The sequence below is a fragment of the Methyloprofundus sedimenti genome, assembly GCF_002072955.1.
Taxonomy (GTDB): Bacteria; Pseudomonadota; Gammaproteobacteria; order Methylococcales; family Methylomonadaceae; genus Methyloprofundus; species Methyloprofundus sedimenti.
Genome location: NZ_LPUF01000001.1, coordinates 385,719 through 411,348, shown reverse-complemented (window position 1 = coordinate 411,348; position 25,630 = coordinate 385,719). Strand labels below are relative to the sequence as shown.

General features: G+C 40.2%; 25 protein-coding genes and 1 other RNA gene. 19 read left to right on the top strand and 7 right to left on the bottom strand.

Features of this window, described 5'->3' with window-relative positions:
• Positions 1-110 precede the first annotated feature (110 nt).
• From AU255_RS01715 to AU255_RS01700, 4 genes are all read left to right on the top strand, one after another.
• A complete protein-coding gene (locus AU255_RS01715; protein WP_080521268.1) occupies positions 111-1,118 on the top strand; it encodes an RnfABCDGE type electron transport complex subunit D in 1,008 nt (335 codons plus the stop codon).
• A complete protein-coding gene (gene rsxG / locus AU255_RS01710) occupies positions 1,115-1,699 on the top strand; it encodes an electron transport complex subunit RsxG (protein WP_080521267.1) in 585 nt (194 codons plus the stop codon). Before AU255_RS01715 ends, rsxG begins: the two co-directional genes overlap by 4 nt.
• Positions 1,700-2,335: an electron transport complex subunit E gene (locus AU255_RS01705; RefSeq protein WP_080521266.1), complete on the top strand. Its 636-nt coding sequence runs from the start codon at positions 1,700-1,702 to the stop codon at positions 2,333-2,335.
• A gap of 65 nt (positions 2,336-2,400) precedes the next feature.
• Entirely contained in the window at positions 2,401-3,510 is a 1,110-nt protein-coding gene (locus AU255_RS01700) for a GNAT family N-acetyltransferase (RefSeq protein ID WP_332889022.1), read from the top strand.
• A 64-nt stretch (positions 3,511-3,574) separates the two neighbouring features.
• Here AU255_RS01700 and ssrS read toward each other — a convergent pair.
• The 3 genes from ssrS to AU255_RS01685 form a co-directional block, all read right to left on the bottom strand.
• A non-coding RNA gene (ssrS, locus tag AU255_RS01695) (6S RNA) lies at positions 3,575-3,752 on the bottom strand.
• A gap of 11 nt (positions 3,753-3,763) precedes the next feature.
• On the bottom strand, positions 3,764-4,063 hold the full coding sequence (locus tag AU255_RS01690; protein WP_080521264.1) for a cell division protein ZapA: 300 nt from the start codon (positions 4,061-4,063) through the stop codon (positions 3,764-3,766).
• Positions 4,060-4,281, bottom strand: a complete 222-nt coding sequence (locus tag AU255_RS01685; protein WP_080521263.1) for a TIGR02449 family protein — start codon at positions 4,279-4,281, stop codon at positions 4,060-4,062. Before AU255_RS01685 ends, AU255_RS01690 begins: the two co-directional genes overlap by 4 nt.
• 217 nt (positions 4,282-4,498) lie before the next feature.
• On the opposite strand from AU255_RS01685, the gene AU255_RS01680 reads away from it, so the two are divergent.
• The 10 genes from AU255_RS01680 to AU255_RS01635 all read left to right on the top strand — a co-directional run bounded on the left by AU255_RS01680 (position 4,499) and on the right by AU255_RS01635 (position 15,726).
• On the top strand, positions 4,499-5,032 hold the full coding sequence (locus tag AU255_RS01680; RefSeq protein WP_080521262.1) for a UPF0149 family protein: 534 nt from the start codon (positions 4,499-4,501) through the stop codon (positions 5,030-5,032).
• Positions 5,033-5,041: 9 nt separating this feature from the next.
• A complete protein-coding gene (locus AU255_RS01675; RefSeq protein WP_080521261.1) occupies positions 5,042-6,346 on the top strand; it encodes an aminopeptidase P N-terminal domain-containing protein in 1,305 nt (434 codons plus the stop codon).
• Positions 6,347-6,398: 52 nt separating this feature from the next.
• Entirely contained in the window at positions 6,399-7,613 is a 1,215-nt protein-coding gene (gene ubiH, locus AU255_RS01670) for a 2-octaprenyl-6-methoxyphenyl hydroxylase (protein ID WP_080521260.1), read from the top strand.
• Positions 7,610-8,818 (top strand): UbiH/UbiF/VisC/COQ6 family ubiquinone biosynthesis hydroxylase, encoded by a 1,209-nt coding sequence (locus AU255_RS01665; RefSeq protein WP_080521259.1) that lies wholly within the window; start codon positions 7,610-7,612, stop codon positions 8,816-8,818. The genes ubiH and AU255_RS01665 overlap by 4 nt, the downstream gene beginning before the upstream one ends.
• Positions 8,819-9,180: 362 nt before the next feature.
• Positions 9,181-9,747 carry a YqgE/AlgH family protein gene (locus AU255_RS01660; protein ID WP_080521258.1) on the top strand — a complete coding sequence of 189 codons (567 nt, stop codon included), beginning with the start codon at positions 9,181-9,183 and terminating at the stop codon, positions 9,745-9,747.
• Complete coding sequence (gene ruvX, locus AU255_RS01655) at positions 9,740-10,189, top strand: Holliday junction resolvase RuvX (protein WP_080521257.1); 450 nt, start codon at positions 9,740-9,742, stop codon at positions 10,187-10,189. The genes AU255_RS01660 and ruvX overlap by 8 nt, the downstream gene beginning before the upstream one ends.
• A 2-nt stretch (positions 10,190-10,191) precedes the next feature.
• On the top strand, positions 10,192-10,701 hold the full coding sequence (gene pyrR, locus AU255_RS01650) for a bifunctional pyr operon transcriptional regulator/uracil phosphoribosyltransferase PyrR (protein ID WP_080521256.1): 510 nt from the start codon (positions 10,192-10,194) through the stop codon (positions 10,699-10,701).
• 8 nt (positions 10,702-10,709) lie between these two features.
• Positions 10,710-11,681 carry an aspartate carbamoyltransferase catalytic subunit gene (locus tag AU255_RS01645; RefSeq protein ID WP_080521255.1) on the top strand — a complete coding sequence of 324 codons (972 nt, stop codon included), beginning with the start codon at positions 10,710-10,712 and terminating at the stop codon, positions 11,679-11,681.
• On the top strand, positions 11,681-12,955 hold the full coding sequence (locus AU255_RS01640; protein WP_080521254.1) for a dihydroorotase: 1,275 nt from the start codon (positions 11,681-11,683) through the stop codon (positions 12,953-12,955). The genes AU255_RS01645 and AU255_RS01640 overlap by 1 nt, the downstream gene beginning before the upstream one ends.
• Positions 12,956-13,092: 137 nt before the next feature.
• Positions 13,093-15,726, top strand: a complete 2,634-nt coding sequence (locus AU255_RS01635) for a UPF0182 family protein (RefSeq protein WP_080521253.1) — start codon at positions 13,093-13,095, stop codon at positions 15,724-15,726.
• Between the two features lie 180 nt (positions 15,727-15,906).
• On the opposite strand, the gene msbA is transcribed toward AU255_RS01635, so the two are convergent.
• Positions 15,907-17,655 (bottom strand): lipid A export permease/ATP-binding protein MsbA, encoded by a 1,749-nt coding sequence (gene msbA / locus AU255_RS01630; RefSeq protein WP_080521252.1) that lies wholly within the window; start codon positions 17,653-17,655, stop codon positions 15,907-15,909.
• A 101-nt stretch (positions 17,656-17,756) separates the two neighbouring features.
• Between msbA and AU255_RS01625 the strand changes: the two genes are divergently transcribed.
• Positions 17,757-19,034, top strand: a complete 1,278-nt coding sequence (locus tag AU255_RS01625; RefSeq protein WP_080521251.1) for an O-antigen ligase family protein — start codon at positions 17,757-17,759, stop codon at positions 19,032-19,034.
• A 258-nt stretch (positions 19,035-19,292) separates the two neighbouring features.
• Here AU255_RS01625 and AU255_RS01620 read toward each other — a convergent pair whose 3' ends face one another.
• Complete coding sequence (locus tag AU255_RS01620; RefSeq protein WP_080521250.1) at positions 19,293-20,219, bottom strand: branched-chain amino acid transaminase; 927 nt, start codon at positions 20,217-20,219, stop codon at positions 19,293-19,295.
• Between the two features lie 195 nt (positions 20,220-20,414).
• On the opposite strand from AU255_RS01620, the gene AU255_RS01615 reads away from it, so the two are divergent.
• The 4 genes from AU255_RS01615 to nth all read left to right on the top strand — a co-directional run bounded on the left by AU255_RS01615 (position 20,415) and on the right by nth (position 23,667).
• A complete protein-coding gene (locus AU255_RS01615; RefSeq protein ID WP_080521249.1) occupies positions 20,415-21,308 on the top strand; it encodes a hypothetical protein in 894 nt (297 codons plus the stop codon).
• A gap of 159 nt (positions 21,309-21,467) precedes the next feature.
• Complete coding sequence (locus AU255_RS01610) at positions 21,468-21,824, top strand: SirB2 family protein (RefSeq protein WP_080521248.1); 357 nt, start codon at positions 21,468-21,470, stop codon at positions 21,822-21,824.
• Positions 21,825-21,839: 15 nt separating this feature from the next.
• The gene (locus tag AU255_RS01605) at positions 21,840-22,658 is read left to right on the top strand and encodes a 5'-methylthioadenosine/S-adenosylhomocysteine nucleosidase family protein (protein WP_080521247.1); all 819 of its coding nucleotides are present in this window, start codon (positions 21,840-21,842) and stop codon (positions 22,656-22,658) included.
• A gap of 373 nt (positions 22,659-23,031) precedes the next feature.
• Positions 23,032-23,667 (top strand): endonuclease III, encoded by a 636-nt coding sequence (gene nth, locus AU255_RS01600; RefSeq protein ID WP_080521246.1) that lies wholly within the window; start codon positions 23,032-23,034, stop codon positions 23,665-23,667.
• Positions 23,668-23,883: 216 nt separating this feature from the next.
• Here nth and AU255_RS01595 read toward each other — a convergent pair whose 3' ends face one another.
• A complete protein-coding gene (locus AU255_RS01595; RefSeq protein WP_080521245.1) occupies positions 23,884-24,603 on the bottom strand; it encodes an SDR family oxidoreductase in 720 nt (239 codons plus the stop codon).
• On the bottom strand, positions 24,591-25,583 hold the full coding sequence (locus tag AU255_RS01590) for an SPL family radical SAM protein (RefSeq protein WP_080521244.1): 993 nt from the start codon (positions 25,581-25,583) through the stop codon (positions 24,591-24,593). The genes AU255_RS01595 and AU255_RS01590 overlap by 13 nt, the downstream gene beginning before the upstream one ends.
• Between the last annotated feature and the right edge of the window lie 47 nt (positions 25,584-25,630).

Below are 25,630 nucleotides of genomic sequence, written 5' to 3'. Positions count from 1 at the left end.
TGATTATGTGTAGCGCTGAATTGTAACACAGCACTTCACCTGCCCAATAAACATGCCATAATACGGGCCTAATTGATATGTTTTTCTAGCCTCCCCAGAGCCAATAATTAATGCAATTTTCAACTAGCTGCTCTCCTTTTATACCTGCTAACACCAGCGTTAATCGAGTAATGCGCCAAGTCCTGATCGGATTACTTCCCGCATTAGGCGTGATGTTCTGGTTATTCGGCTATACTGTTTTGCTACAGCTATTGTTAGCCTGCAGTACGGCGCTAATCGCCGAAACAGCCTGCCTGTGGCTAAGAAAACGTCCTGTTAAAGTCCATTTGTGTGATTTAAGTGCCTTGATTACTGCCGCTCTTTTAGCGCTTGCCATTCCAACTATCGCCCCCTGGTGGATTAGCGTTAGTGGCACCCTGTTTGCCATTATCATTGCCAAGCAAGTCTATGGCGGACTAGGATATAACCCTTTCAACCCCGCGATGGCAGGCTATGTATTTTTGTTAATTTCCTTTCCTCTGCAAATGACCTCATGGCAAACTCCCTATACTTTCTTGCCGGTGTTTGATTCACTTGATTTAATTTTTTTAGAGCAGGCATCATTTGATGGCCTCAGCTCCGCAACTGTTCTGGATAGTATAAAAACCTACACAGCTTCGGGACTATCGCTAACAGAAATGCCAAAATCCTCTATATTTGGCTTTATCGCTGGCAAAGGGTGGGAATTAGTTTCTCTCACTTATTTATTAGGCGGGCTATGGCTTTTATACCGCAAAGTCATCAGCTGGCATATTCCTGCTGCCGTACTGTTCGGTTTATGTGTGCCAGCCAGTATTTATCATCTTATAGATACGACTTCAGCTAGTTCACCTGTATTTCATTTGTTCTCCGGTGCAAGCTTATGCGGCGCATTCTTTATTGCCACCGACCCTGTGAGTGCGGCAACCGGCAATACAGCTCGTATAATATATGGGCTAATAATCGGTGTATTAATCTACATTATTCGTACCTGGGGCGGCTACCCGGATGCTATTGCCTTTGCGGTATTATTAGCCAATCTTGCCGCACCTGGCATTGATTATTACCTGCGTCCTAAACCTGTCAATCAACAGCAATGAAGTCGACGTCTCCAGTAACTGCTGCCCTACGCGTTGGTCTGTTTTCATTTATGATTGTCGGCATGGTTTCTCTGGTATTTCATGCCACTAAGAACAAAATTGCAGACAATGAACGCCAGGCTTTACTGGACAACTTGCAAACCGTTTTGCATCGAGACAGCTATGACAATGATCTGTCAAACGATGTCATACAGTTACAGACCTATACTATTTATCGGGCCAGGAAATCAGGCGCACCTGTTGCTGCCATTCTAATCAGTACTACAACCCACGGCTATAATGGCGACATACGTTTACTTATAGGTATAACTATTGCAGGCAAAATAACGGGAGTACGTGTGCTAAAGCATCAAGAAACCCCGGGCTTGGGAGATAAAATAGAAATTAAAAAATCTGCCTGGATTTCAAGCTTTACACATAAATCATTAAGCGATATGTCTACACGTCAATGGTCCGTCAAAAAGGATGGTGGCAACTTTGATCAATTCACCGGCGCGACGATTACCCCCCGTGCGATTGTGAATGAAGTGAAGAAAACAGGGCTCTTTTTTCAGCAAAACCAGCAGATTATTTTTCAATAAATGGCACATAACACACAAGCAATTATCACCAATGGACTGTGGCAGAATAACCAGGCTCTAGTCGCACTCCTCGGTTTATGTCCTCTACTAGCCGTCAGCAATACAGTAATCAATAGCTTAGGTCTGGGCATTGCGACTACGCTAACACTGATCTTATCAAACGGATTAGTCTCTTCGCTGCGCGCATACATCCTACCGGAAATCAGACTACCTCTTTTCGTGTTAATGATTGCCGGTATCGTAACCAGCATCGAGCTACTGATGAATGCCTGGTTTTACGAACTTTATAAAACCTTAGGTATTTTTATCCCGCTGATCGTCACTAACTGCGCCATCATCGGACGTGCCGAGGTTTTTGCCTCAAAAAACCGTATCATGCCTAGCCTGCTAGATGGCCTGGCTATGGGTCTGGGCTTTAGTTTTGCACTGTTATCCTTAGGTGCAATTAGAGAAGTGGTGGGGGCTGGAACATTATTCTCTCAAGCTGATTTATTATTTGGTGAGGCAGCTAAAAACTGGCAAATCAATGTGTTAGATGATTATTCAGGGACATTATTAGCGTTACTCCCTCCTGGTGCATTTATTACCTTGGGTTTATTGATTGCCGCAAAAAATGTGTTTGCCATTAAAGAATAGTCAATTTGTTATTTTCAAACGCCTGGGATAAGGGTTCATTCATGGTGATAAAGCAAATAAACAGTATGTCCGACGTTAATGCTGATTGTTGGAATAAGCTGGTGCAAAACAACGACCCTTTTGTACGCCATGAATTTTTATTGGCGCTGGAACAAAGTCAATCAATCAGCGATGAAAAAGGCTGGCAGTCAAGGCATCTGCTTGTTTTTGAACAGCAGGAATTGATTGCAGCCATGCCTTTATATTTAAAACATCATTCCCGTGGTGAATATGTTTTTGATCAGCAATGGGCGGATGCCTATTATCAATCCGGAATGGAGTATTACCCAAAATGGCTTAACGCTATTCCCTTTACTCCCTGCCAGGGGCAACGCATCTTGGTTAAAACCGGGGTGGATGTTGCTGTCGTCATGCAACTATGTATTGATACGATCAAACTCTACTCAGCACAGCACAATATTTCCAGCCTGCATTGTCTTTTTCCTGATGCAGCGCAGATCAAAGAACTGCCAATCGATATGCTTACTCGAGTTGGTGTTCAGTTCCAGTGGTTTAATAAAAATTACCGTGATTTTGATGATTACCTGCAATCCTTTACTTCCAGACAACGCAAAAATATAAATAAAGAACGGCTTAAAGTCACTAAACAAGGTATTACATTACAGAGATTTTCGGGTATTGAGGTAACTGAACAGCAATGGCAAGTATTTTTTCAGTTTTATGAAATGACTTATTTAAAAAGAGGCCAATCTGCGTATTTGAATATTGATTTTTTTAAACAACTGGCGCAATCCATGCCTGAACAGATATTACTGGTATTAGCGAATAATGGTCAAGTATATGTTGGTGCAGCACTTAGCTTTATTGGTAGTGATACTTTGTATGGCCGTTATTGGGGGTGCTATGAGGAATACCATAGCTTACATTTTGAAGCCTGTTACTATCAAGGATTGGAGTACTGTATTGAATCTAACAAACAAAGATTTGATTCCGGTGCACAAGGAGAGCACAAGATTTCACGCGGTTTTGAACCTGTTAACACCTATTCGGCCCACTGGATTCTAAATCCTGAGTTTAAAAAACTAATCGCTGATTTTTTACAACGTGAACAGGAAATAATTCAGCAATATAAACAGGCCTGTTTAAAACAATTACCTTTTAAGGTCCATGTTTAGAATTCTCAAGTATCGAAAATGCAGAGCCCGGGTGAAAGCAACTGTAGAATCGTTAAAGTAAGTAGTATCTCCCACCTGTGCCGATGTGAAGCATCGTTCTTGAACCAAAAGGTTCAAGTGGGTATCTATCCTGCATTTCAGGCTTTCCGCGAACGGACATGCGCACCAGTACAAGAATCGACTCCCGGGGTCAGAATAGGTCCAAGAAACACCCACTCCACTGTCGAACACTGTAGGAGATACAGGGTATATTCTAAACGGTTTTTAGTGCAGTTTCGATCTTAAGATACATTTTATTTAAACGGCTACTTAAACTGGAACTGTCAGGGCTGCTATTTTTCTTCGATTGCTGTAGTTCGACACTTAGATTTAAGGCTGCAAGTACAGCTACTCGCTCGCCACCAGAAACCTTACCTGAGAGACGAATTGCTCGCATTTGATGATCTAGTTGCAGTGCTGAAGCGATTAAGTCGTTTTGTTCATTTTCGGCACAGATAATTTTATATTCTTTACCTAGAATGCTAACAGCGACGGGGTGACGCTGGATGCTCATGAACCATGCTCCATTGTTTTCAAGCGGCTAATCATCGCTTCAACGCGGGTGCGAGCCATATTAGTTTTTTCAATTAATTTTGCTTTTTCTTTAACCAGCTCGTCTTGCTTGACTTTTAACGTGGTATTTTCACTGCGCACAAAATTATATCGCTGTATTAGCTCTTCTAGCTTATTCTCGAGTTCGTTAATGTCGAATGACTGATTATTTGAGTTCATAAATGATCCATTATCTTAAACTTAACTCACAAAACTGATCGCCTGGTTTTAAAAATAGTGTATATATTGTTTTTATGTTGCATCCTTTTACCTTGAGATTATACACTTTAGTGTAAAATTCTCTCAATGATCTATGTTAGCATAAGTACCCGAATTTTTACTGCTAGATCTGTGTAATATACACGCCATGATAATTATTTAACTATATTAAAACTCAATGAGCTATTCTGACCTTAATTCAATAATTCTACAAAAAGATGCAGCTGACAGCGCTGCAGAAGTGCACGGAATTGCCGTTGCCATGTTATGCCTGAATAAAAATACGGAAGCAAGTGACTGGATAAATGAAGCTTTTTCAGAGGGCCCAAGCATACTGCAAGATGATAAAGTTGACCTGAATGACCTATTTGAGCAAACCAAAGAGTTAATGGAAAGCGATGAGTTTGTGTTCGATTTATTTTTACCCGCAGAAGACGAGACAGTGGCTTTGCGCTGTACTGCACTAATGCAATGGTGTCAGGGCTTTTTATTTGGCATGGGGCGAGTACAGTCGAATAGTGAGTGGCCCGGTGAAGTGGATGAAGTACTAAAGGATATTATTGAATTTACTAAACTTGATACCGATATAGATGAAGATGATATTGAAGAAACTGAAAATGCTTTCGTAGAGATTCAGGAATATTTGCGGGCAGCGGTTATGTTAATTCGCAGTGAATTAAATCCCGTTATTGAAAAAAGCGTTCTGCATTAGGAATTAACAATGATAGCAAGTGAATTTAAAAAACGCCGTGAACTATTAATGAATCAAGTTGGCAAAGGTAATATTGCAATTATTGCCAGTGCAGTCACGCGAATTCGAAACCGGGACGTCGATTATCCTTTTCGCCAGGACAGTGACTTTTACTATTTAACTGGCTTTAATGAAGCGGATGCTTTAGCGGTTTTTATTCCAGGGCGCGAACAAGGGGAGTATATTTTATTTTGTCAGGAATTTGATGAAAAAAAGGCCTTATGGGAAGGTGCCCATGCGGGTCTGGAAGGAGCTACGCAAGATTATGGTGCGGATGATTCTTTTCCGATTGATGATTTAAACGATATTTTGCCCGGCTTATTAGAAAACAAACATAAAGTTTTTTATCCCATGGGACGCGATTCTGATTTAGATCATCATTTGATGGAATGGATCACGCATATACGCAGTCAGACTCGCAGTGGTATTAGTGCGCCAGGTGAGCTTGTTTCTTTAGAATATACCTTGCATGAAATGCGCCTGATTAAAAGTCCCGCCGAGATTAATCTCATACAAAAAGCAATTGATGTCTCGGCTAAAGGGCATATTCGAGCAATGCAACAATGCAAGGCCGGGCGTTATGAATATCAGATTGAAGGTGAGATGATTCATGAATTTATTGATAATGGCTTACGGGCTGTTGCCTATCCTTCTATTGTTGCAGGGGGTGAAAATGCCTGTGTATTGCATTACACTGAAAATAAGGCGGTGTTAAAAGACGGTGACTTACTCTTGATTGATGCCGGAGCAGAGTGTGATCATTATGCCGCAGATATTACACGTACTTTTCCGGTGAATGGGGTATTTTCGAATGAGCAAAAATTACTCTATCAATTGGTACTTGATGCTCAGTCAGCCGCGATGCAAGAAATTAAAGTTGATGCGCCCTGGAATAAAGCACATGAAGCATCGGTTGAAGTATTAACAAAAGGCTTGGTCGAACTAGGCTTATTAACGGGTGATGTAGATACTTTAATTGCCGAGGAAGGCTATAAACTATTTTATATGCATCGTATAGGCCATTGGCTCGGTATGGATGTGCATGATGTTGGAGATTATAAAATAAATGACGAGTGGCGCCTGCTTGAACCTGGCATGGTGTTAACAATAGAACCTGGAATTTATATACCTGAAGATTGCACCTCTGTGGATGAAAAATGGCGAGGTATAGGTATTCGTATAGAAGATGATGTCCTGGTTACCCAGCAGGGCTATCAGGTTTTAAGCCACACAATACCCAAGACAATCGCCGAAATTGAAGCCATTATGCGCTAAGGAAATTGGATCATTATCTTTAATCAAACTAGCTACAGCAGGGAATTAAAACATGAAGCAGGATTATGATGTATTTATTGTGGGAGGTGGTTTGGCAGGAAACTGCCTGGCATTAGCACTACAAAACAGTCCTTTGAAAATTGCCATTGCTGAAGCCAATACACCAGAGCAATTGCATAACTCACCAGCGGGAGATCGCGCTTTAGCACTGGCGAGTGGATCGGTAAAAATGTTAGAGTCCTTAGGTATCTGGTCTCATGCTAAAGCATTGGCGACACCTATTAAGACCATACATGTTTCAGATCAAGGACATTTTGGTAAAACGCGACTTTCAGCAGAAAAAGAAGGGGTCGCAGCATTAGGCTATGTGATAACTGCTCGTGATTTAGAAACTGTGGTTGCACAATTAGTCGAGCAAGCAGGGATAGAGCAAATATGCCCGGCGCGCGTGATAGGCATTGCTTCTGATGAGCAGCATGCGCACGTTAGTTTAAAACAGCTTGACGCTTCACTGAGTATATCCGCCAGGCTAGTAGTGGGCGCAGATGGCGGTCAATCGACTGTTAGAAACTTGCTAGAGATTGATCAGGCGGTTACCGAATATCAGCAGACAGCCATTGTTACCACAATTAAAACCGAGTTAGCACATAATAATATTGCTTATGAGCGCTTTACTAGCTCAGGGCCACTCGCTTTGCTGCCGTTTAAACAAGACTATGCTGTGGTCTGGACACGAACTACGGAAGAGGCAGAACAGCTTATTATGGACAGTGATGACGAATTTTTAGCAAGTTTGCAAGCATGTTTCGGGTATAAGTTGGGGCAATTTAGCTTAACGGCTCCGAGACGATCTTTTCCATTAAGTCTGATTCGGGCAAAAAGCTTGCATTCGGGACGCGTGGTTATTATTGGCAATGCAGTGCATCAATTACACCCGGTCGCTGGACAGGGATTTAATCTGGGTTTAAGGGATGTCGTTCAGTTAGCTGAAATGCTTTTAAATGAAGCACAAAAAGGTGGTGATATTGGCGCGCCGAGCTTGTTAGAACAGTACGCCCAACAACGACAAAAAGACCATGATACGGTAGCTAATTTTACAGATAGTGTCGTCAAACTGTTTTCAAATCAATGGTTATCGCTTGCAGTAGCCAGAAACTCAGGCCTGGCTTTGTTAGATATAATACCAGGTGCAAAAAAACAACTGGCGCGATATGCCATGGGTTTAAATGCACGTATGCCGCATATTGGCATACGGAGGCGAGTATGAGTAAAAAATACGCTGTGATCATTGTCGGTGGCGGCATTGTTGGCGCGACTGCAGCTTGTGCCTTGGCGCAAGCAGGAATTGACATCGCACTGATTGATGCATATAAGCCCCCAAGGGACTGGCCTGCAGATCCTGTAGATATTCGAGTCTCAGCGCTGACACATGCTTCACAAAATATTTTACAAGCCGTGGAAGCATGGCCCGCAATGGTTGAGCGTGGAGTTGGCCCGTATGATCATATGCATGTCTGGGATGCAGACAGTGCCGGTATACTGGATTTTGATGCTGCCGACACTGAATTTTCTGAATTAGGTCATTTAGTTGAAAATCGCGTGACCGTAGCCTCTTTATGGGACAGGCTGGAAACACTTCCAGATGCCAGCATTATATACCCTGCAAAAGTAGCTGATATTCAACTTGACAGCACATCTGCGCATATCGTATTGGATGATGGAAACACGCTAGAAGCTGACATCCTTATTGCAGCAGATGGTCGTGATTCCGTCTTACGTCAACTCGCGGGAATTCAAACCACGGGCTGGGAATATAAACAAGATGGATTGGTGGCAACAGTAAGTACAGAAAAACATCATCAATTTACTGCATGGCAGCGCTTTTTACCCGAAGGCCCCCTGGCGTTTTTACCCTTAAAAAATGGCCAATGTTCTATCGTCTGGACACTCAGTCATCAAACGGCTCAAAAATATATGGCATTAACTGATGAGGATTTTCTGCAGAATTTAGAACATGCCTCAGATGGTGTTCTGGGGGAAATGCAATCGGTTGGTCCGCGTGGTGCTTTCCCGTTGCGTTTTCAATACGCGAATCAATATACAGCTGAGCATTTTGTATTGATAGGCGATGCCGCTCATGCCATGCATCCTTTAGCAGGCCAGGGCGCAAACGCAGGCTTGTTAGATGCAGCAGCAATTGCCGAATTAATTATCAATGCAAAACTAGCCGGTAGGCCTATTGGCAGTCATAAGTTATTGCGCCAATATGAACGCTGGCGCAAAGGTGATAATCTGGCAATGATGAGTAGCATGGATGTAATTAATAAAATGTATAGTGTTCAGTATGAAGGTTTTCGACAACTGCGCGGAACAGGAATGAGCTGGGTTAATCAGAGTGGTTGGTTAAAAAATTATTTTAACCGTTACGCCATGGGACTAAGAGATGATTTACCTGCATTTGCACGTGATTAAATAGGGCCGACTTTAGTCTGCTACAAACTATAATCGTTGGATAAAAAAATCTTATTTTATGGATGCAAAGTCAAAATAATGATAGCTTAATATCTTACTGTGCTCATATTTGCTGAATTAATTAACGATATATATGCAACAGGTAGAAGAACATTAAAAAACACTTTGCAGCAGAATAATTCCTATTGCTCTGGATGTTGCAGTAAAATGTAGATAATTCAAGATACAGCTGATTTATTAAATCCATGGAGTAAGCATGTATGTTGATGCCCTACTCTCTGATTGCAAAACTATTGTCATGTGGCAGAAGCAGGTACTGGTAACACTAAAACCCTTTAGCCAAAAATTACCCAGAGTTTTTTATGCAAGAAATCAACTCCTTTAAAAATCATTTGCTAATTGCAATGCCAAACCTGATAGACCCCAATTTTTTTCATGGCGTTACTTTTGTCTGTCAGCATAATAGTGACGGTGCATTAGGGCTGGTGATTAATCACCCCATGCAAATGACTCTGGGCGATATTTTAGAACAAATGGATCTAGTTGCTGCCGACGATAAGATAGCTGCTATTCCCATTTTTTCTGGTGGACCTGTACAACAAGAACGAGGCTTTGTGTTGCATCACACTTCTGATGACGCATGGGAATCCAGTATTGCAGTTTCTGATACTCTGTCTTTAACCACATCCCGAGATATATTGAAAGCTATTGCCGCAGGTAAAGGCCCCAGAAAATTTCTGATTACCCTCGGTTACGCGGGGTGGGGCGAAGATCAGCTTGAATCAGAAATGAAAAGTAATGCCTGGCTGAGCACCCAATATGATGAAAGCGTTGTATTTGATACTCCGATCAGCATGCGCTGGAGTGCTGCAGCAAATAAAATGGGCCTGGATATTAACTTGTTAACCAGCCAGGCAGGCCATGCATAAACAGGATCCCGTGTTAGCAGCTTTAAGTTCAGGAAGTTATTTAGGTTTTGATTTTGGTAATAAAAAAATAGGCATGGCCGTGGGACAATTAACGACTAAAACAGCTAGCCCACTGCAGACTATTCGTTCGCTAAACCAGGTACCAGACTGGGGAAAAATTAGTCTGCTAATTAAGGAATGGCAACCTGAAGGATTGGTTGTAGGCGTATCACGACAAGCTGATGGCAGCGATAACCCCATTACGCCCAGAATGCTAAAATTCTGCCGACAATTAAGTGGGCGCTTTAATCTGCCGGTGTTTCAGATCGATGAAGCCTTATCAACATTCGAGGCAAAACAAATGCTGTATGATGATGTTCAAGTCAATGCAAGTAAACTGTGGGAAGTACAGGACCAGCTCGCAGCACAATTAATCCTTCAATCCTGGCTAAATCAACAATAATAATGACAATTGAGCATATAAAAATTCCGCTTTTACTGAATCAATTAGAGGAATCGATCACTCAGGCGATGGAACAAAGACAAGTCATAGATCCTATTGTAATTGGTATTCACACTGGCGGAGTCTGGATCGCTGAAAAAATACACAAATGGCTTAAGGTCAAAGAACCTTTGGGTTTACTGGATATTTCTTTTTACCGGGATGATTTTTCACAAATTGGTGTACACCCTAAAGTAAAGCAAAGTAAATTACCCTTAACTGTTGAGGGACGCGATATTATTTTAATTGATGATGTTTTTTATACCGGGCGCACCATTCGGGCGGCACTGAATGAAATTTTTGACTACGGACGCCCCAGACAGGTTATTTTAGGCGTCTTAATTGAGCGTGATGGCCGACAGGTCCCTATACGTCCTGATTGTATTGGTGCCAAGATGAATTTGGCTGCTGGGCAACGTGTTAAGTTAACTGGACCAGAACCACTGGATATTGACTTTCAGTCAGTTGCATAGGAGAGGTAATGCTTGCTAATAAGAACTTACAGTTAAATTCCCTCGGGAAATTACAACATTTCTTAAGTATTGAGGGCTTGCAGAAAAGCTTATTAACAGAAATTCTGGATACTGCTGAATCGTTTGCTGATATGTCTGAGCAACAGGTTAAAAAATTTCCTTTATTACGCGGCAAGACTATAGTTAATTTATTTTTCGAAAACAGCACTCGTACTCGTGCGACTTTTGAACTTGCAGCAACACGACTGTCTGCGGATATTTTGAGTATGAATATTGCGACTTCTGCTACATCCAAAGGGGAAAGCTTGTTAGACACTATTCGCAACCTGGAAGCGATGCAGGTCGATATGTTTGTCGTACGCCATTCACTGAGCGGAGCAGCCCACTTTATCGCTGAAAATGCAGCTCCACGTATTAGCGTTATTAATGCCGGTGACGGCCAACATGAGCATCCGACTCAGGCGATGCTGGATATGTTTACTATTCGGCGTGTGAAGCAAAGTTTTTCAGGACTACGCATAGCCATCGTCGGAGATATTTTGCACTCGCGAGTGGCAAGATCGCAGATTCATGCCTTAAATATTCTTGGTGCCGAAGAAGTCAGAGTCATTGCACCTAAAACCTTATTACCTGCACAAGTCGAAAGCCTCGGTGTTAGCGTTTATCATGATTTAACGGTTGGTTTAAAGAATGTCGATGTCATCATTATGCTACGCTTACAGAAAGAACGTATGAATAGCGCGCTATTACCCAGTGAAAGCGAATATTTTAAATGTTTTGGGCTATCGGATGATAAATTAAAGATCGCCAATAAAGATGCGATGGTAATGCACCCCGGCCCCATTAATCGTGGCGTAGAGATTTCATCCAGTGTTGCCGATGGTCCACAATCAGTTATTTTACAGCAGGTCACTAATGGTATAGCCGTGCGAATGGCCGTTATGTCGATGGCTATGCAGTGTAATATGAGGACTGAATAATGCGTATTGAAATCGTTAATGGGCACATTATTGACCCCAGAAATGACGTTAATAAACAGGCTGGAATTTATATAGAAGATGGAAAAGTTGTTGCTATTGGCAAAGCACCAGAAGGATTCGCCCCTCAGACCAGAATTGATGCACAAGGACAAATAGTTTGTCCCGGCTTTATCGATTTAAGCGCGCGCTTGCGCGAACCAGGCCAGGTTCATAAAGCAAGCATACAGTCAGAAACGCGTGCGGCAGCCAGTGCCGGTTTTACCAGTTTATGTATTCCCCCTGATACTAAACCGGTTATTGATACCCCTGCCGTACTTGAGCTTATTAAAGATAAGGCAGAACAATGTGCCTATACACATATCTACCCTATTGCGGCTTTAACCCACAAATTAGCCGGCAAAGAGTTAAGCTCTATGTATGCCTTAAAGCAGGCGGGCTGCATCGCGGTGGGCCATGCACAGACTCCAGTTCAAAATTTATTAATACTTCGGCGAGCCATGGAATATGCGGCAACACATGATTTATTATTAATGTATTGCCCACAAGAGCGGGCCTTAAGTTATCAAGGCTGTGCTCATGAAGGAGCCATGGCGAGCCGCTATGGTTTACCAGGAATTCCGGTGGCAGCAGAAACGATTGCTTTAATGCAGTGTATAGAGCTTATTGATCTTACGGGTTGCAGGGTGCATTTTCGCGGCTTAAGCAGTAAACGTTCCGTTGTAATAATGGCCAAGGCAAAACAATTAGGGCTGCCTGTTAGCGCCGATGTTGCCATGCACCACTTGCATTTAACAGATGCAGATATGCTGCCATATAACAGTCATTATCATGTATCGCCGCCTTTACGTAGCCAGCAAGATAAAGAAGCATTGCTTAGTGGTGTGAAAAATGGCACGATTGATGCCGTTTGTAGTGACCATCAGCCACATGATATCGATGCAAAATTAGGCGCATTTCCGGAAACGGAACCGGGCATGTCTACTTTGGAAACTGTTTTACCCCTGATGTTGCGACTAGTTGAGCAAGGTCATCTGGATCTGGCAAAAGGTATTGAAATTTTATCTGCATCGCCAGCAAAAATTTTAACCATTAATACAGGACATTTAGCCGTTGGCAGTGTCGCGGATATCTGTGTTTTTGATGTCAATACGGATTGGCAAATTAATGGTGAAACATGGCAAAGCCAAGGACAAAACACCCCTTTTTGGCAGAAAACTATGCGCGGAAAAGTAACGACAACCATTCAGGCCGGTAAAATCATTTATTCACAATGAAAGTTAAAGCCCCCTGAAACTCACCTTAGATAACGTACACTTTTCCCTGACAACGATGTCTATTCTCGGAGTGTCCTGGACTAGGCTTTGCTATAATAATATAAATTATTGCTTAATTCACATAAAAAGAGGCTTCCATGCGGAACTGGAAATTGGTACCCGCTTTATTAGCGCTGACGTTGCTTGCTGTCATTGTCTATATTCTGTTTTATTTTGTCTTTGTCGATTTCTTTGTCGACTTATGGTGGTTCCGCTCGCTTAATTTTGAAGGCTATTTCTGGTTAAGACTGCTATACCGATTTATTTTTTCGGGGGGTGTAACCATAATATTTTTCGGCATATTCTTTTTTCATTTCTGGATTGCCTCACGATATTTAGGTTTAAGTCCTCCTGATGAGATCCTGGTCAGCGCCGATAAACGTCAACGCTTTCAAAGTTTTGCTGATATCTTTATGCATGGATCAATTAAGATCTATACACCATTATCTTTAATACTCGCGATTGCGATAGCTAGTCCTTTTTACAGTCAATGGGAAACCGCTTTATTATATTTCTTTGGCAGTTCATCGGGCATAGTAGATCCCGTTTATGGACAGGATGTGAGTTTTTATCTGTTTTCCTACCCGCTGTATATGCTTATTCAGCAAGAGCTCTTATACTCATCGATTATCTTGTTTTTTCTGGTAACTGCGCTTTATTGGTTAGAACATGTTTTTGTACCCAATCAAAATAAAGAGTATCCACTAGGCGCCAAGATCCACTTGGCAATATTATTTGCTTTTACCGTGTCATTTTTGATTTGGGGACTGTTTCTGGATCGCTTTTCATTACTGTATATTAATTCACATGAACCCGTATTTTTCGGGCCCGGTTTTGTCGAGATACGCTATGAATTACCGCTGATCTGGCTGAGCATTGTTTCAGTGCTAGCGATGTTTATATCAGCTGTTATTTATGTTTTTTCCCGCCAACATCGCACTATGATCCCCATTTTTATTGCTCTAGGTGGATTTTTATTAGCACTAGGCTTACAAAATATTTCCTTTATTCCCAGCCTGATTGATACCTTTATTGTTCGCCCTAATCCGGTATTAACGGAAGGCCAGTTTATGGAAAATAATATTAAGGCTACTTTGGCTGCATATGATTTAAATAATATCAAAATTGTTGATTATAAAGTTAATCTAGATGCTAGTGAGGATATAGAAAAATGGGGAACTTTAAAGCATTTTGAAAATATTCCGGTATGGGATAGAGAATTTTTAATCGACGGCTATCAACAGTTACAAGGTATACGACCCTATTATCATTTTCACAGTGTCGATGAAGACCGTTATTACTTAAATGAACACCTGCAGCAAGTGAATTTGTCAGCACGTGAATTGAATATTGATAAAATACCTGCTGCTGCGAAGAACTGGGAGAATGAACACTTGCGCTATACGCATGGCTATGGGGCAGTCATAACTCCCGCTGCACAGGATGCGGGAAATCCCATCATATGGTACTTGCGCGATTTGAACATGCAATCAAATGTTGGCTTTTCTGTTAAAGTGCCGGATATATATTATGGCCAGGAGGATTACACCTATGCCATTGTGCCAAATGATTTGGATGTGCTCGGAATAACGGGCAGCGATAAAGATATAACCGGCGCGTATAAGGGTAGAGGAGGTGTCCCGATCCCTTCAATGTTTAGAAAACTTTTATTTGCATTCTATCAGAAAGATGAGAAGATTTTTTTCTCAACCAATATTTCTAAACAGAGCAAAATTTTATTAAGACGCAATATAGTCGATAGAATTAATGCCATCACACCCTTTTTACATCTGGATAAAGACCCTTATTTAGTAGTTACTAAAGAGCGGTTTTACTGGATTCAGGATGCGTATACCTTGTCGGATAAATATCCTGTGTCTAAATTTGCCAGAGATGATTTTTTATCCGGTACAGAGAACTTTAACTATATTCGTAACTCGGTAAAGATCGTGGTTGATGCCTATGATGGTGCTGTTAAGTATTATATATCGGATGCTCAAGACCCGATTATTAATGCTTATCGCATAGCTTACCCCGGGGTTTTTAACAGCCTGGAAAGTTTGCCAGTAGAGTTACAGGAGCATTTACGTTACCCTCGTGAGCTCTATTATATGCAAATGATGATATATGCCAAATACCATCAAAGGCAACCTGGATTGTTTTATGAACAAGCTGAAACCTGGCAATTTGCCCAAGTAAATAAAAATTATGTCATGCCCTATTATCAAACCTTGGACTTTGCTCATTGTAATGATAGAGAAGAGCTGGTAATGATTAATCCTATGACGCCCATTAATCGCAGCAACCTCAGCATGGTAGGGCTTGCAGGCACCTTAGATATAGAAGGCTGCGGTAAAAATAGCTATAAGCCCTATTTACAAATCTATAAATTTGGTAAAGATATACAGGTCAATGGCCCTGCGCAGGTTGAAGCATTAATTGATCAGGACCCGGACATATCTGAGCAATTTACTTTATGGGATCAGCATGGCTCGACTGTGGCTAAAGGACGAATGGTAATAATACCGATGGGGGATCACTCTATCTTGTATGTACAACCCATTTATATGATATCAACAAAAACCAAGATTCCTGAACTTACCCGGGTCATTGTTTCCATAGGTAATCAAGTAGTCATGGATACTACCCTATGGTCTGCCTTTAAGAAGCTTAAAACGAAGTTTATAAAAAGTGCTGAAGATGCGCAAGGAACAGGAACGTCAGCAGAGTAGACAGGCAATATATTAAAAATTTTGAGGCCTAAAGCTTTTATTAGCTGCTAGGCCTTTTATTATATTTTGCTGCTAAGGGAACAAGAATAAATTTCTGTGTCATTAAGCCAGTTTCTGGAGCGGTTTATACTGCGCTCATGGCGCAGTTGCTTTTTTCACTATCGATTATTACTTGGCTTATTACTCATTGGAGTGATTGTCACTAAATTGCAGTGCATATAACCTGGTATAAACGCCATTTTGCGCCAATAAATCGATATGGGTACCGCGCTCTACGATCTCACCAGCGTCCATCACCAAAATAACATCGGCTTTTTCAACAGTAGATAAACGGTGTGCGATGACGATAGTTGTCCGGTGCGCCATGACATGTTCCAGTGCTTTTTGAATATAGCGTTCTGATTGGGTATCTAAGGCAGAAGTCGCTTCATCCAGAATTAATAAAGGCGCATTCTTTAGCAAAGCGCGGGCAATGGCTAAACGTTGTCTTTGACCGCCAGATAACTGGATACCCTGCTCACCAATTTCAGTTTGCATGCCATTCGCGAGTGATTCTATAAACTCAGTTGCATAGGCGTCATTCGCTGCTTTTAAAACGTCGGCTTCATCAATGTCACTTAAAATACCATAAGCAATATTGTTGAATACGGTATCATTAAATAAGGTGATATTTTGTGTAACCAAGGCAATCTGCTCTCTCAGGCAGCTTAAAGTATATTGATTGATTTCAACACCATCTAATAAAATGCGTCCGGTAGAGTAGTCATAAAAACGCGGAATTAAATTAGTTAAAGTGGTTTTTCCACTTCCAGAGGCACCCACAATTGCGATGGTTTGTCCCGATTTAATATTTAAATTAATATTCTTAAGTGCAAGCTTGTCCGAATTGGCATAGCTGAATGAAACATTTTCAAATTGTAAAATGCCTTTCCCGTCTGCTTTATTTACAGTACCCTGATCAAGTTCCGGAGCTACATCCAAAGCTTTAAAAATATCAGTGGCAGCTGCAATACCTTTTTGAATCTCATTATTTGATTGAACTAATAATTGAATAGGTTTAGGCAGCATAAATGCGGCTAATAAATAAGCAACAAAATCACCTGTACTTGCTGCACTCATCATAGTGAGCGCTAAATAAAGTAAGCCGGATAGAGCAAATGAAATCAATATCTGCATCACCGGATTTTGAATGGCAGAAACCAAAGCTACTTTTTGCGACTGCTGTTTGTTAAATAAGCTACTTTCTTTAAAACGCTTGATTTCATAAGCAGAGCCGCCAAAACATTTCACCACACGGTTGCCTACTACTAGCTCAGAGGTGATATGGGTCATATCTCCCATAGAATCTTGTACATTTTTACTAAGAGATCTGAGCTTTTTACTAACAACAGTGACAATAATGGCAATAAAGGGAGCGATAACAAAAAATATCAGCGTTAATTGCCAGTTAAGCCATAACAGATAAGCAATTAAGCCTACAGCCGTTAGCCCTTCTCTGACAAATGTTTTTACTGAATCAGTTGTTGCATTAGTGACTTGGGCGACATTATAAGTAATCAAAGAAATTAAATGACCGCTATTTTGCGCGTCAAAATATTCAGTAGAAAGATTGGTATAGTGATTAAAAATTTCTTGCCGTAGTTTATGCACAACATTGACCGAAACTTTAGCTAGAAAATAATTGCCAAAAAAGGTGCCTATGCTTCTAAACACAACCAACGCAATAATTGAAACCGGCAGATATTTGTTATCTGCCTCACTACCATGTTCAATGGTTTCAATAATAAATTTGACCAACTCGGCAAACAAAGGCTGGGCAACAGCGACAATGATAAACCCGAAAACACTGATGATAAAAAATCTAATATAAGGAATTACATACTTCAATAAGCGTTTATAAATGTTAAAACTAGATGTTGTTTTGGTCATACAGAAAATTAAGCGATAATATAAGCTGAACTCAAATTGAAATCATGCATTCAGGTATAAAAAAGTTCCAAGATAAATATCTAGCTTAGCATGAACTAAAAATGACAGCAAAAATACTGATTACAGGACTTATGGATAAATTTTTTACACAATCTCTATCGCTCTCATTATTCACAATGCCCGCTTTGGTATTAACGGTCCGCCATGGAGTAAATATATCTGCAATAGTTATTTTAATATTATCCATAGCTGTTCTAATATATCGTTTTCAAATTAAAATTGAATTAAATACAAAAGAAAAAATATTGATTTTTTCTTTGCTCGTCTTACCCATAGTAATCGCGTTAGATGTTTTTTTAAGAGATCTTAATTTAAGGTATCTAGACTATTATTTAAGGTTTGTTTTGGTGATACCCATTTATTTAGCATTAAGAAAAACTCAAACCAGCATAATGCCCTTAACAGTAGGTATTTTAATGGGCAGTCTAGGTGCAGGCATTTTTGCGTTATATCAATATTATTATGTGATTAATCATGCTCTAGCAGACTATATTAGCCTTGGACATATGATCAAAATAAATTTTGGTAATATTAGTCTATTATTAGGAATGATGAGCCTGGCGGGCTTAATTTTAGTTAAGCAAGTACCTTATAAATATACCTTTATTGCTGTTTCAGTACTTGCTTTTATACTTGGAATAACAGGGTCCATTATCTCAGGGGCAAGGGGAGGATGGATAGCCATACCTTTTTTTCTGAGTTTATTTATATTGTATTTTCCAGGCAAACAAAATCTTAAAATATTCAGCGCTCTATGTATAATATTGGGTATGCTGCTTATTTATTATTCAAATAGTTATGTTAATACACGTATCGATCTAGCTTATAACAATACTGAAGCCTATTTTTCCAACGACACATCTAATACAACTAAATCATCTACAGGCACACGCCTGGAACTTTGGAAAGCCGCACGCATAATGATTATAGAACATCCTTTATTGGGTGTAGGCTCAGGGCAATTCGAACAAGCCTTAAAAGACAAGATAGATGCTGGAGAAGTTAAGAACATAGAATTATATGGTCATGTACACAATGAATCCCTGCAGATCCTCGTTACCACTGGAATATTTGGCTTGTTAGCTTATTTGGCATTATATGGGGGCAGTAGTTATTTTTTTTATAGCTCGCTTATGACAAAACATACCGACAATACGACATACTTAAGCTTCTTGGGCCTATTGACAGTAGGCGCTTATTTTATTTTTGGGCTAACGAATTATTCTTTTGGTCATCATGTAATGATTTTATTTTTCGCAATCATGGTCGCTATTATTGCAGGGATGATTAGTAGTATAGAAAGTAAGATAAATGAATAAAAAATAAGAACTGAGTAATTGTTTAATTTTCTACAAATTGGGGGGGATCGATCTTTCCAATATTTCTGAATGTTGCACAGTTTTAACTATCCAGAATTTATGTCCTATCGCCTATTTACAGCTAAATACTTTATTCATGGACTGCCAGAACCGCTTATCATTCAATAGATTCAGCATATTTTCCACAAAATTCAGGCCATTACCGCTATCAAGTGCCTATCGCTAATTGTAGGCACAAAATTTTTTTATTCCTTCTGTTTACTTTACTCTTGCCAACCATTCAGAATGGTCACCTCTACGACCATGTACATAGTCAAAATATAAACTCTGAATTTTTTCAGTAATGGGTCCTCGAGCGCCTGAGCCGATTTGTCTGTTATCGTATTCCCGGATTGGCGTCACTTCTGCGGCTGATCCAGTAAAAAAGGCTTCATCCGCCACATAGACTTCATCACGGGTAATACGCTTTTCTTTAACTTCCAGACCCTGCTCTTTGGCAATGGTTAAGATTGTCTCGCGCGTGATTCCTTCTAATGCAGAGGTGGTTTCTGGTGTATAGAGAATACCGTTACGCACTATAAATAAGTTCTCTCCACTGCCTTCGGCAACAAAACCTTCATGATCCAGCAATAATGCCTCATCATACCCGCTACTTAAAGCTTCTTGCAGGGCTAGAATGGAGTTAATGTAATTCCCATTCGCCTTGGCTTTGCACATGGTGCTATTAACATGATTACGTGTATAGGAAGAAGTTCGGATACGAATACCTTTCTCCATACTTTCAGCGCCTAGATAAGCGCCCCATTCCCATGCCGCAACCATAACATGTACTTTAAGATTATCAGCACGTAAGCCCATACCTTCAGAGCCATAAAAACACATGGAACGAATATAAGCGCTATCCAGATTGTTTTTACTAATCGCGCCAATGTGCGCCTGATTGATCTCCTCCTTAGAAAAAGGAATTTTCATATTCAGGATATGAGCTGAACGGTATAAACGATCGGTATGTTCGGCCAATTTGAAAATAGCAGGACCTTGATCAGTATGATAGGCTCTTAAGCCTTCAAATACGCCTGCTCCATAATGCAGTGTATGAGTCAGCACATGTACTTTTGCATCGCGCCATTCTACCCATTTGCCATCTAGCCAGATTTTGCCGTCTCTATCGTCCATTGTTGTCATTTTTGTTATCACCTTAAATATACGTATAAAAATATTACTTGTTATTGCGCGACATTATACTGTCATTATCGCGATATCGCTTATCGTATTGTTCGACATTGTAAAAAAATAAACCATCCTACGGCAATGAGGTTTCCCGAAAACCCATATATCATATAAAATATCTTTTTCCTAATATTTTACCTCCCCCATACTATGAATAAAGACTTAAAAATCACATTAAGTGAACTGGACACGCCGGTAAAAATTTTATTTACGGGCTACTTGACCACCGTTGCAATTGGCTATCTTTTTGCCTTAATTCAAATCCTCTTTACTCATGGCATGGCCGATGGGAAATTTGGTTTATCAATTGATGATATTGTCTACAGCTATTATGGTAACCGCTCAGGAACTGTTTTAGAAAAAAAGCTTAATGGCTCCATGAAAGATAAGGCCACAGAGCAGGAAAATTTTACTCTTATGCAATGGATTCGAGATGGTGCAGAAGAAAAAGAATTTACTAATCTAAAACCTCAAAAAATTATCGAAGCTAAATGTCAAATGTGCCATAACGAAGGCGCATCAGGCATTCCAGATTTTACTAAATTTGAAAATATCAAAGAACTCGCAAAACAGGATGAAGGTGCAACATTCTCTTCATTAACCCGGGTTTCACATATTCATTTATTTGGTATCAGCTTTATTTTTATGTTTGTCGGGCTGATTTTTAGTTTCTCAACAACGGCTTCGAGCAAGTATAAAAGCATCGCTATTGGCATGCCTTATGCGTTTCTGATTATTGATATTTTATCCTGGTGGCTAACCAAGCTATCCCCGATGTTTGCTTCATTAATTATCGTTGCCGGTGCCGGCATGGGGGCTTCATTTGCTTTTATGTGGGTAGTCTCACTGAAGGAAATGTGGTTTATCAACAACCCCTGGTTTTGTGAGCCTGGCTCGCCTTGTCAGCGGTCAATAAAAGTCATCGCTGAGTTTTGTCTTAATAGTCTGGCTTTTATAGGAAGAATTATAAGAGTAGAATTTTTTCCTAAACTCGTTGCCATGACAAAAAATGCTTTTGACTGGTTATCTAGGAAATTCAAATAAACCAGCTTGCAGCTTAAACTGACGTAAATAAACAGCTACAAATATTTTAGTTCATTCTTGAGTGTTGCTTTTATTTGTTAGCCAATCACCCGTTGCTTTTTACCAGATACAATTATTCAGCTAATTGTATCTGGCCTCACTTTTTTCTAAGGAAAAACCATGCTTAAATCTATACACATGCTATTTATCTTGCTGTCTGTTAGCGGCTTTATCGCACGTATCATGCTGGCACAGTTTAAACCCGACTGGCTGCAACCCAAAATAGCAAAAATTGCTCCACATGTAATTGATACCGTTTTATTGCTTAGTGGTGTCGCTTTAATCTTTCAAGGTAACTGGCTGGCCGGTGAATTCGGCTGGATTGTCACCAAATTTATTATGTTGCTGGTGTATATTGGTTTTGGTGTAATAGCGATGCGGGGTACCGGCATTATACGCTGGGGTGCTTTTGTAGCTGCCCTGGCCTGTTTTGGGTATATTTTATCTGTCGCCATTACCAAGCATGGTTTTATCTAATCGAACTGCCACATTATGTCTGAATCTTTTTGCTATTTATTTGTTGCCTTGCCCTGTGAAGCAAAGCCGTTAATCGAACATTTTAAATTAAAAAAAGAGGTATCCATCAATGCCTTTACGATTTATCGAAATGCCCATATCACGCTAACGGTGACTGGCATAGGGAAATCAGCGATGGCCGCGGGTGTAGCGTATAGCCTGGCTTTATTTCCTAGCCCTACGTTGCCTGTACTATTTAATATTGGCATAGCCGGGCATAGTCACTATGCATTAGCGCGCATTTTTTGTGCAGATAAAATTGTCGATCAGGACAGCGGGCGCTGTTATTATCCGCAATTAGTTGCCTCCCCCCCATGTTCAACATACACTATTACAACTGTTGCTAAAGCACAGCTAGATTACCCCTCCGCATCGCTGTATGAAATGGAATCCTCTGCATTTTATGAAACGGCTATTCGCTTTAGTTCTAGTGAATTAATCCAGTGTATAAAAATCATTTCCGACAATAAAAACAATTCCAGTGAGTTAATCAACGCGGGGCAAGTTAGTCTCTGGGTAAAGGGGGCATTACCGATTATCGAAGAATATGTTCAGCAATTAAGTCAATTAGCAGTATTGGATAAATTTGACGAAGCAAATCACTTTGCTGAAATTGTCGACCAACGACACTTTAGTAGCAATGAAAAATTACAGCTAAAAAGCTTATTAAACAAAAGGAACATTTTAATTCCCGGCAAACCACTGGATTTAACAGAGTTATCATCGACCTCAGGACAAGTGGTACTGGATTACTTACGCAAGGAAATTGGCGAGCAAGTATTTGGCGGTTTTTAAGTATCTGTGTACTGGAGATTGGTACTTTTAGGAAAGCCAGTATTTTAAGGTAATCATTGTAGGTTCGTGTTGCTTGTACAGTAAACAAGCTCTCTGCATATAGGGCACAAATAACACGAACAAACCTAAAAGGAAAAGCTTGTTAATCTGCTTTATGAAAAAATTCACCAGCATGTGAGTATTCACTGGTAAAAGGACAGGAAGCATTTTGTTTGTTTGAAGATTTTTAATCTGATTATATTTGCTAAAGTTTTAACTAACCTAAACTACCTTGATAGCAAATATATTTTTAAAGAAATTTTAGAATTGCAATAAATTTATCCTGCACTATTTTTGTTTCACTCTCAAAACCGAACTGTAAACACAACCACCGATGAACAAAGAAAAACGTCTGGAGATCTTTTCTCGACTTGCCGATGCCATTCCAGAGCCTGTTACCGAACTGAACTATAACAGCACTTTTGAATTACTAATTGCCGTAGTTTTATCTGCACAAGCGACTGATAAAGGCGTAAACAAAGCGACTGCAAAATTATTTCCCATTGCCAACACACCTCAAGCTATTTTTGATCTGGGTGAAGAGGGCTTAAAGGAGTATATAAAAACCATCGGTTTATATAATAGTAAGGGCGCTAATATCATTAAACTATGCCGTAAACTGCTTGATGATTATCAGGGAGAAGTGCCAAAAACACGCGAGGAACTGGAATCACTCGCGGGCGTGGGGCGCAAGACTGCCAATGTTATTTTAAATACGGCTTTTGGTCAGCCGGTTATGGCCGTGGATACGCATATTTTTCGGGTATCTAATCGTACAGGTATTGCAAAGGGGAAAAATGTTTTAGAGGTTGAAGCTAAACTGGATAAATACGTCCCGAAACAATACAAACTGGATGCCCATCATTTGTTAATTCTACATGGGCGTTATACCTGTATTGCTCGAAAGCCCCGGTGTGCAAGCTGTGTGATTGAGGATTTATGTGAGTTTAAAGACAAGAGTTATGTTTGATAAGCCGAGGGAATTATAGCTATCTCTAAAATTACATACCTTAAGAATAGAATTTCCGGCAAAAAAAAATGCGTCTTAACTGAGTTAAGTCGCATTTGAAGAGGAGGGTAAACTCTAATCTCGTTTGGGAGTGCATTTAAGAGTTGCATATATCATATCTAAGTTAATTGCAAATGAAAATGTGACAAATTGTCGCAGGGTGTATTTTTAAAAAAATCAAGCATTATTTTTGAATTGAATTACATTTTTTGCCGGACTAAGGTTTATTTCATCAATAATAATTCCTGCCCGAGCATTGATAATATAATTAACTGCGATAGCAACATCTTCTGCATAAAGGTGCTGACTTTGATGCATTCCTGGTTCAAAATTCAAAGACTTAAAAAAGTCTGTTTTAACCATGCCCGGGTTGATCAAAGATACGCGCACACAACTTTTTGCACATTCATCCCTGAGTGCCTGACTAAATCCACGCAAGGCAAATTTGCTAGCACAGTAAATAGAGCCTTTGCGACTCCCTGCCAATGCGGCTTCCGAGCCGATAAAAATCAAATCGGCCAAGGGTTTTCTTTTTAAAGCCGGCAAAAAACCTTTGGCAAGAAAGCTTTGACTAATAAAGTTTAAATTCATGATTTCCTGTATCTGGATAAAGGAAAATTCTTCCAGACTGCTAAACTGTCCTTTACCGGCACTGAAAACAATGCCATCGATAGCAGGATACTGTTTAAGCAGTTGCTTCAGGTTATTGGGTAAAGACGTTAAATCACTTAAATCAATTTCTACACTATTAAATAGCGCATGAGCATGCGTAAATTGCTGACAGTTTCGGGATATGCCAATCACCTCATGCCCTTGATTTAAGAGGCTAACTGCACAGGCTCGCCCTATTCCTGAGCTAGCACCTGTGACTAAAACAGTACGCTTTACATGCTGCACGGAAAAAATTTCTCTTCGGGTATATAAGCCAACAGTTCATGCGTACAAAAAGTCATCATTTCATCTTCCAGTGCTGTTTTATAAGACATCATTCCTTGCTTTGACTCCAGTGGGCTGACAAAGAGTTTTTCCTCTGGATACAGTTTATGTATTTTTTTAAAATATTTATCGGGCAGCCGAAAAACGCCTAAGCTAACGGAATGTAATGTATCGGGATTAATTTTAGCAAAGACTGTTTTAAATAAGTTTTGGTAATGCAGCTGGTATTCGTCTTCATAAATAATCGGGTCAAACCGGAGGCCAATTGGCCAGCCATGATTTTGTAATTTATTCAGCGCGTCCAGGCGTTTGGAAATAGCAGGAGCTTTATGTTCTAATGCACTGGCAATTTCATCCGGAGTAAAACTAAAAGCAACAATGCAGCGTTCAAATGCAGGAGTATCCAGAAGATGACGCACTTGCGTACTCTTTGTGCGCAGTTCCATCCAGGCATTTGGAATAGCGCGTATAACAGGCAAAAATTCCTGGACAAAATCAGTGACCGGTTCTAAAGCCAGGCTGTCACAATCATAACCCGAAAAAAAGTGGACTGCCTGATCAGGTGTTACTGCACTAAGTCGTTGTATATCGGTAAAATAATCTTCGTAATTTACAAATAAGACATAATTCGCTGACTGGTACATACCTTGCAGAAAACAGTATCTACAGTCATACAGGCAATTCAACATATGGGAAAAATAGTAATTATGCTTAGCTCCGATTCCATAATTCGGAGGTGCTTTGAGCATAAATCCACGGTACTTTTCAGCAAGAATTAAGGCAGGTTGTTGCTTTTGTATACGAAAATTCTGTGCTTTAGGGTTAAACACTTCACCATATCGTCCACAGGTAATTTTTCTGGCTTTAGGAAAGCGCGCACAGATATCTAACACGCGTGGATGTTGCAGGATATTTTCTTCTATATAGATTGTTTCAATCATTCAATAGCAGTCTTTAAAAATGCTGGGGAGTAGAGACTTTATTCTGT

Bases quoted from the DNA above. Each gene is read 5' to 3' on its own strand.
- AU255_RS01715 (WP_080521268.1), top strand. From the start codon at position 111: ATGCAATTTTCAACTAGCTGCTCTCCTTTTATACCTGCTAACACCAGC.
- rsxG (WP_080521267.1), top strand. From the start codon at position 1,115: ATGAAGTCGACGTCTCCAGTAACTGCTGCCCTACGCGTTGGTCTGTTT.
- AU255_RS01705 (WP_080521266.1), top strand. From the start codon at position 1,700: ATGGCACATAACACACAAGCAATTATCACCAATGGACTGTGGCAGAAT.
- AU255_RS01700 (WP_332889022.1), top strand. From the start codon at position 2,401: ATGTCCGACGTTAATGCTGATTGTTGGAATAAGCTGGTGCAAAACAAC.
- AU255_RS01690 (WP_080521264.1), bottom strand. From the start codon at position 4,063: ATGAGCATCCAGCGTCACCCCGTCGCTGTTAGCATTCTAGGTAAAGAA.
- AU255_RS01685 (WP_080521263.1), bottom strand. From the start codon at position 4,281: ATGAACTCAAATAATCAGTCATTCGACATTAACGAACTCGAGAATAAG.
- AU255_RS01680 (WP_080521262.1), top strand. From the start codon at position 4,499: ATGAGCTATTCTGACCTTAATTCAATAATTCTACAAAAAGATGCAGCT.
- AU255_RS01675 (WP_080521261.1), top strand. From the start codon at position 5,042: ATGATAGCAAGTGAATTTAAAAAACGCCGTGAACTATTAATGAATCAA.
- ubiH (WP_080521260.1), top strand. From the start codon at position 6,399: ATGAAGCAGGATTATGATGTATTTATTGTGGGAGGTGGTTTGGCAGGA.
- AU255_RS01665 (WP_080521259.1), top strand. From the start codon at position 7,610: ATGAGTAAAAAATACGCTGTGATCATTGTCGGTGGCGGCATTGTTGGC.
- AU255_RS01660 (WP_080521258.1), top strand. From the start codon at position 9,181: ATGCAAGAAATCAACTCCTTTAAAAATCATTTGCTAATTGCAATGCCA.
- ruvX (WP_080521257.1), top strand. From the start codon at position 9,740: ATGCATAAACAGGATCCCGTGTTAGCAGCTTTAAGTTCAGGAAGTTAT.
- pyrR (WP_080521256.1), top strand. From the start codon at position 10,192: ATGACAATTGAGCATATAAAAATTCCGCTTTTACTGAATCAATTAGAG.
- AU255_RS01645 (WP_080521255.1), top strand. From the start codon at position 10,710: ATGCTTGCTAATAAGAACTTACAGTTAAATTCCCTCGGGAAATTACAA.
- AU255_RS01640 (WP_080521254.1), top strand. From the start codon at position 11,681: ATGCGTATTGAAATCGTTAATGGGCACATTATTGACCCCAGAAATGAC.
- AU255_RS01635 (WP_080521253.1), top strand. From the start codon at position 13,093: ATGCGGAACTGGAAATTGGTACCCGCTTTATTAGCGCTGACGTTGCTT.
- msbA (WP_080521252.1), bottom strand. From the start codon at position 17,655: ATGACCAAAACAACATCTAGTTTTAACATTTATAAACGCTTATTGAAG.
- AU255_RS01625 (WP_080521251.1), top strand. From the start codon at position 17,757: ATGACAGCAAAAATACTGATTACAGGACTTATGGATAAATTTTTTACA.
- AU255_RS01620 (WP_080521250.1), bottom strand. From the start codon at position 20,219: ATGACAACAATGGACGATAGAGACGGCAAAATCTGGCTAGATGGCAAA.
- AU255_RS01615 (WP_080521249.1), top strand. From the start codon at position 20,415: ATGAATAAAGACTTAAAAATCACATTAAGTGAACTGGACACGCCGGTA.
- AU255_RS01610 (WP_080521248.1), top strand. From the start codon at position 21,468: ATGCTTAAATCTATACACATGCTATTTATCTTGCTGTCTGTTAGCGGC.
- AU255_RS01605 (WP_080521247.1), top strand. From the start codon at position 21,840: ATGTCTGAATCTTTTTGCTATTTATTTGTTGCCTTGCCCTGTGAAGCA.
- nth (WP_080521246.1), top strand. From the start codon at position 23,032: ATGAACAAAGAAAAACGTCTGGAGATCTTTTCTCGACTTGCCGATGCC.
- AU255_RS01590 (WP_080521244.1), bottom strand. From the start codon at position 25,583: ATGATTGAAACAATCTATATAGAAGAAAATATCCTGCAACATCCACGC.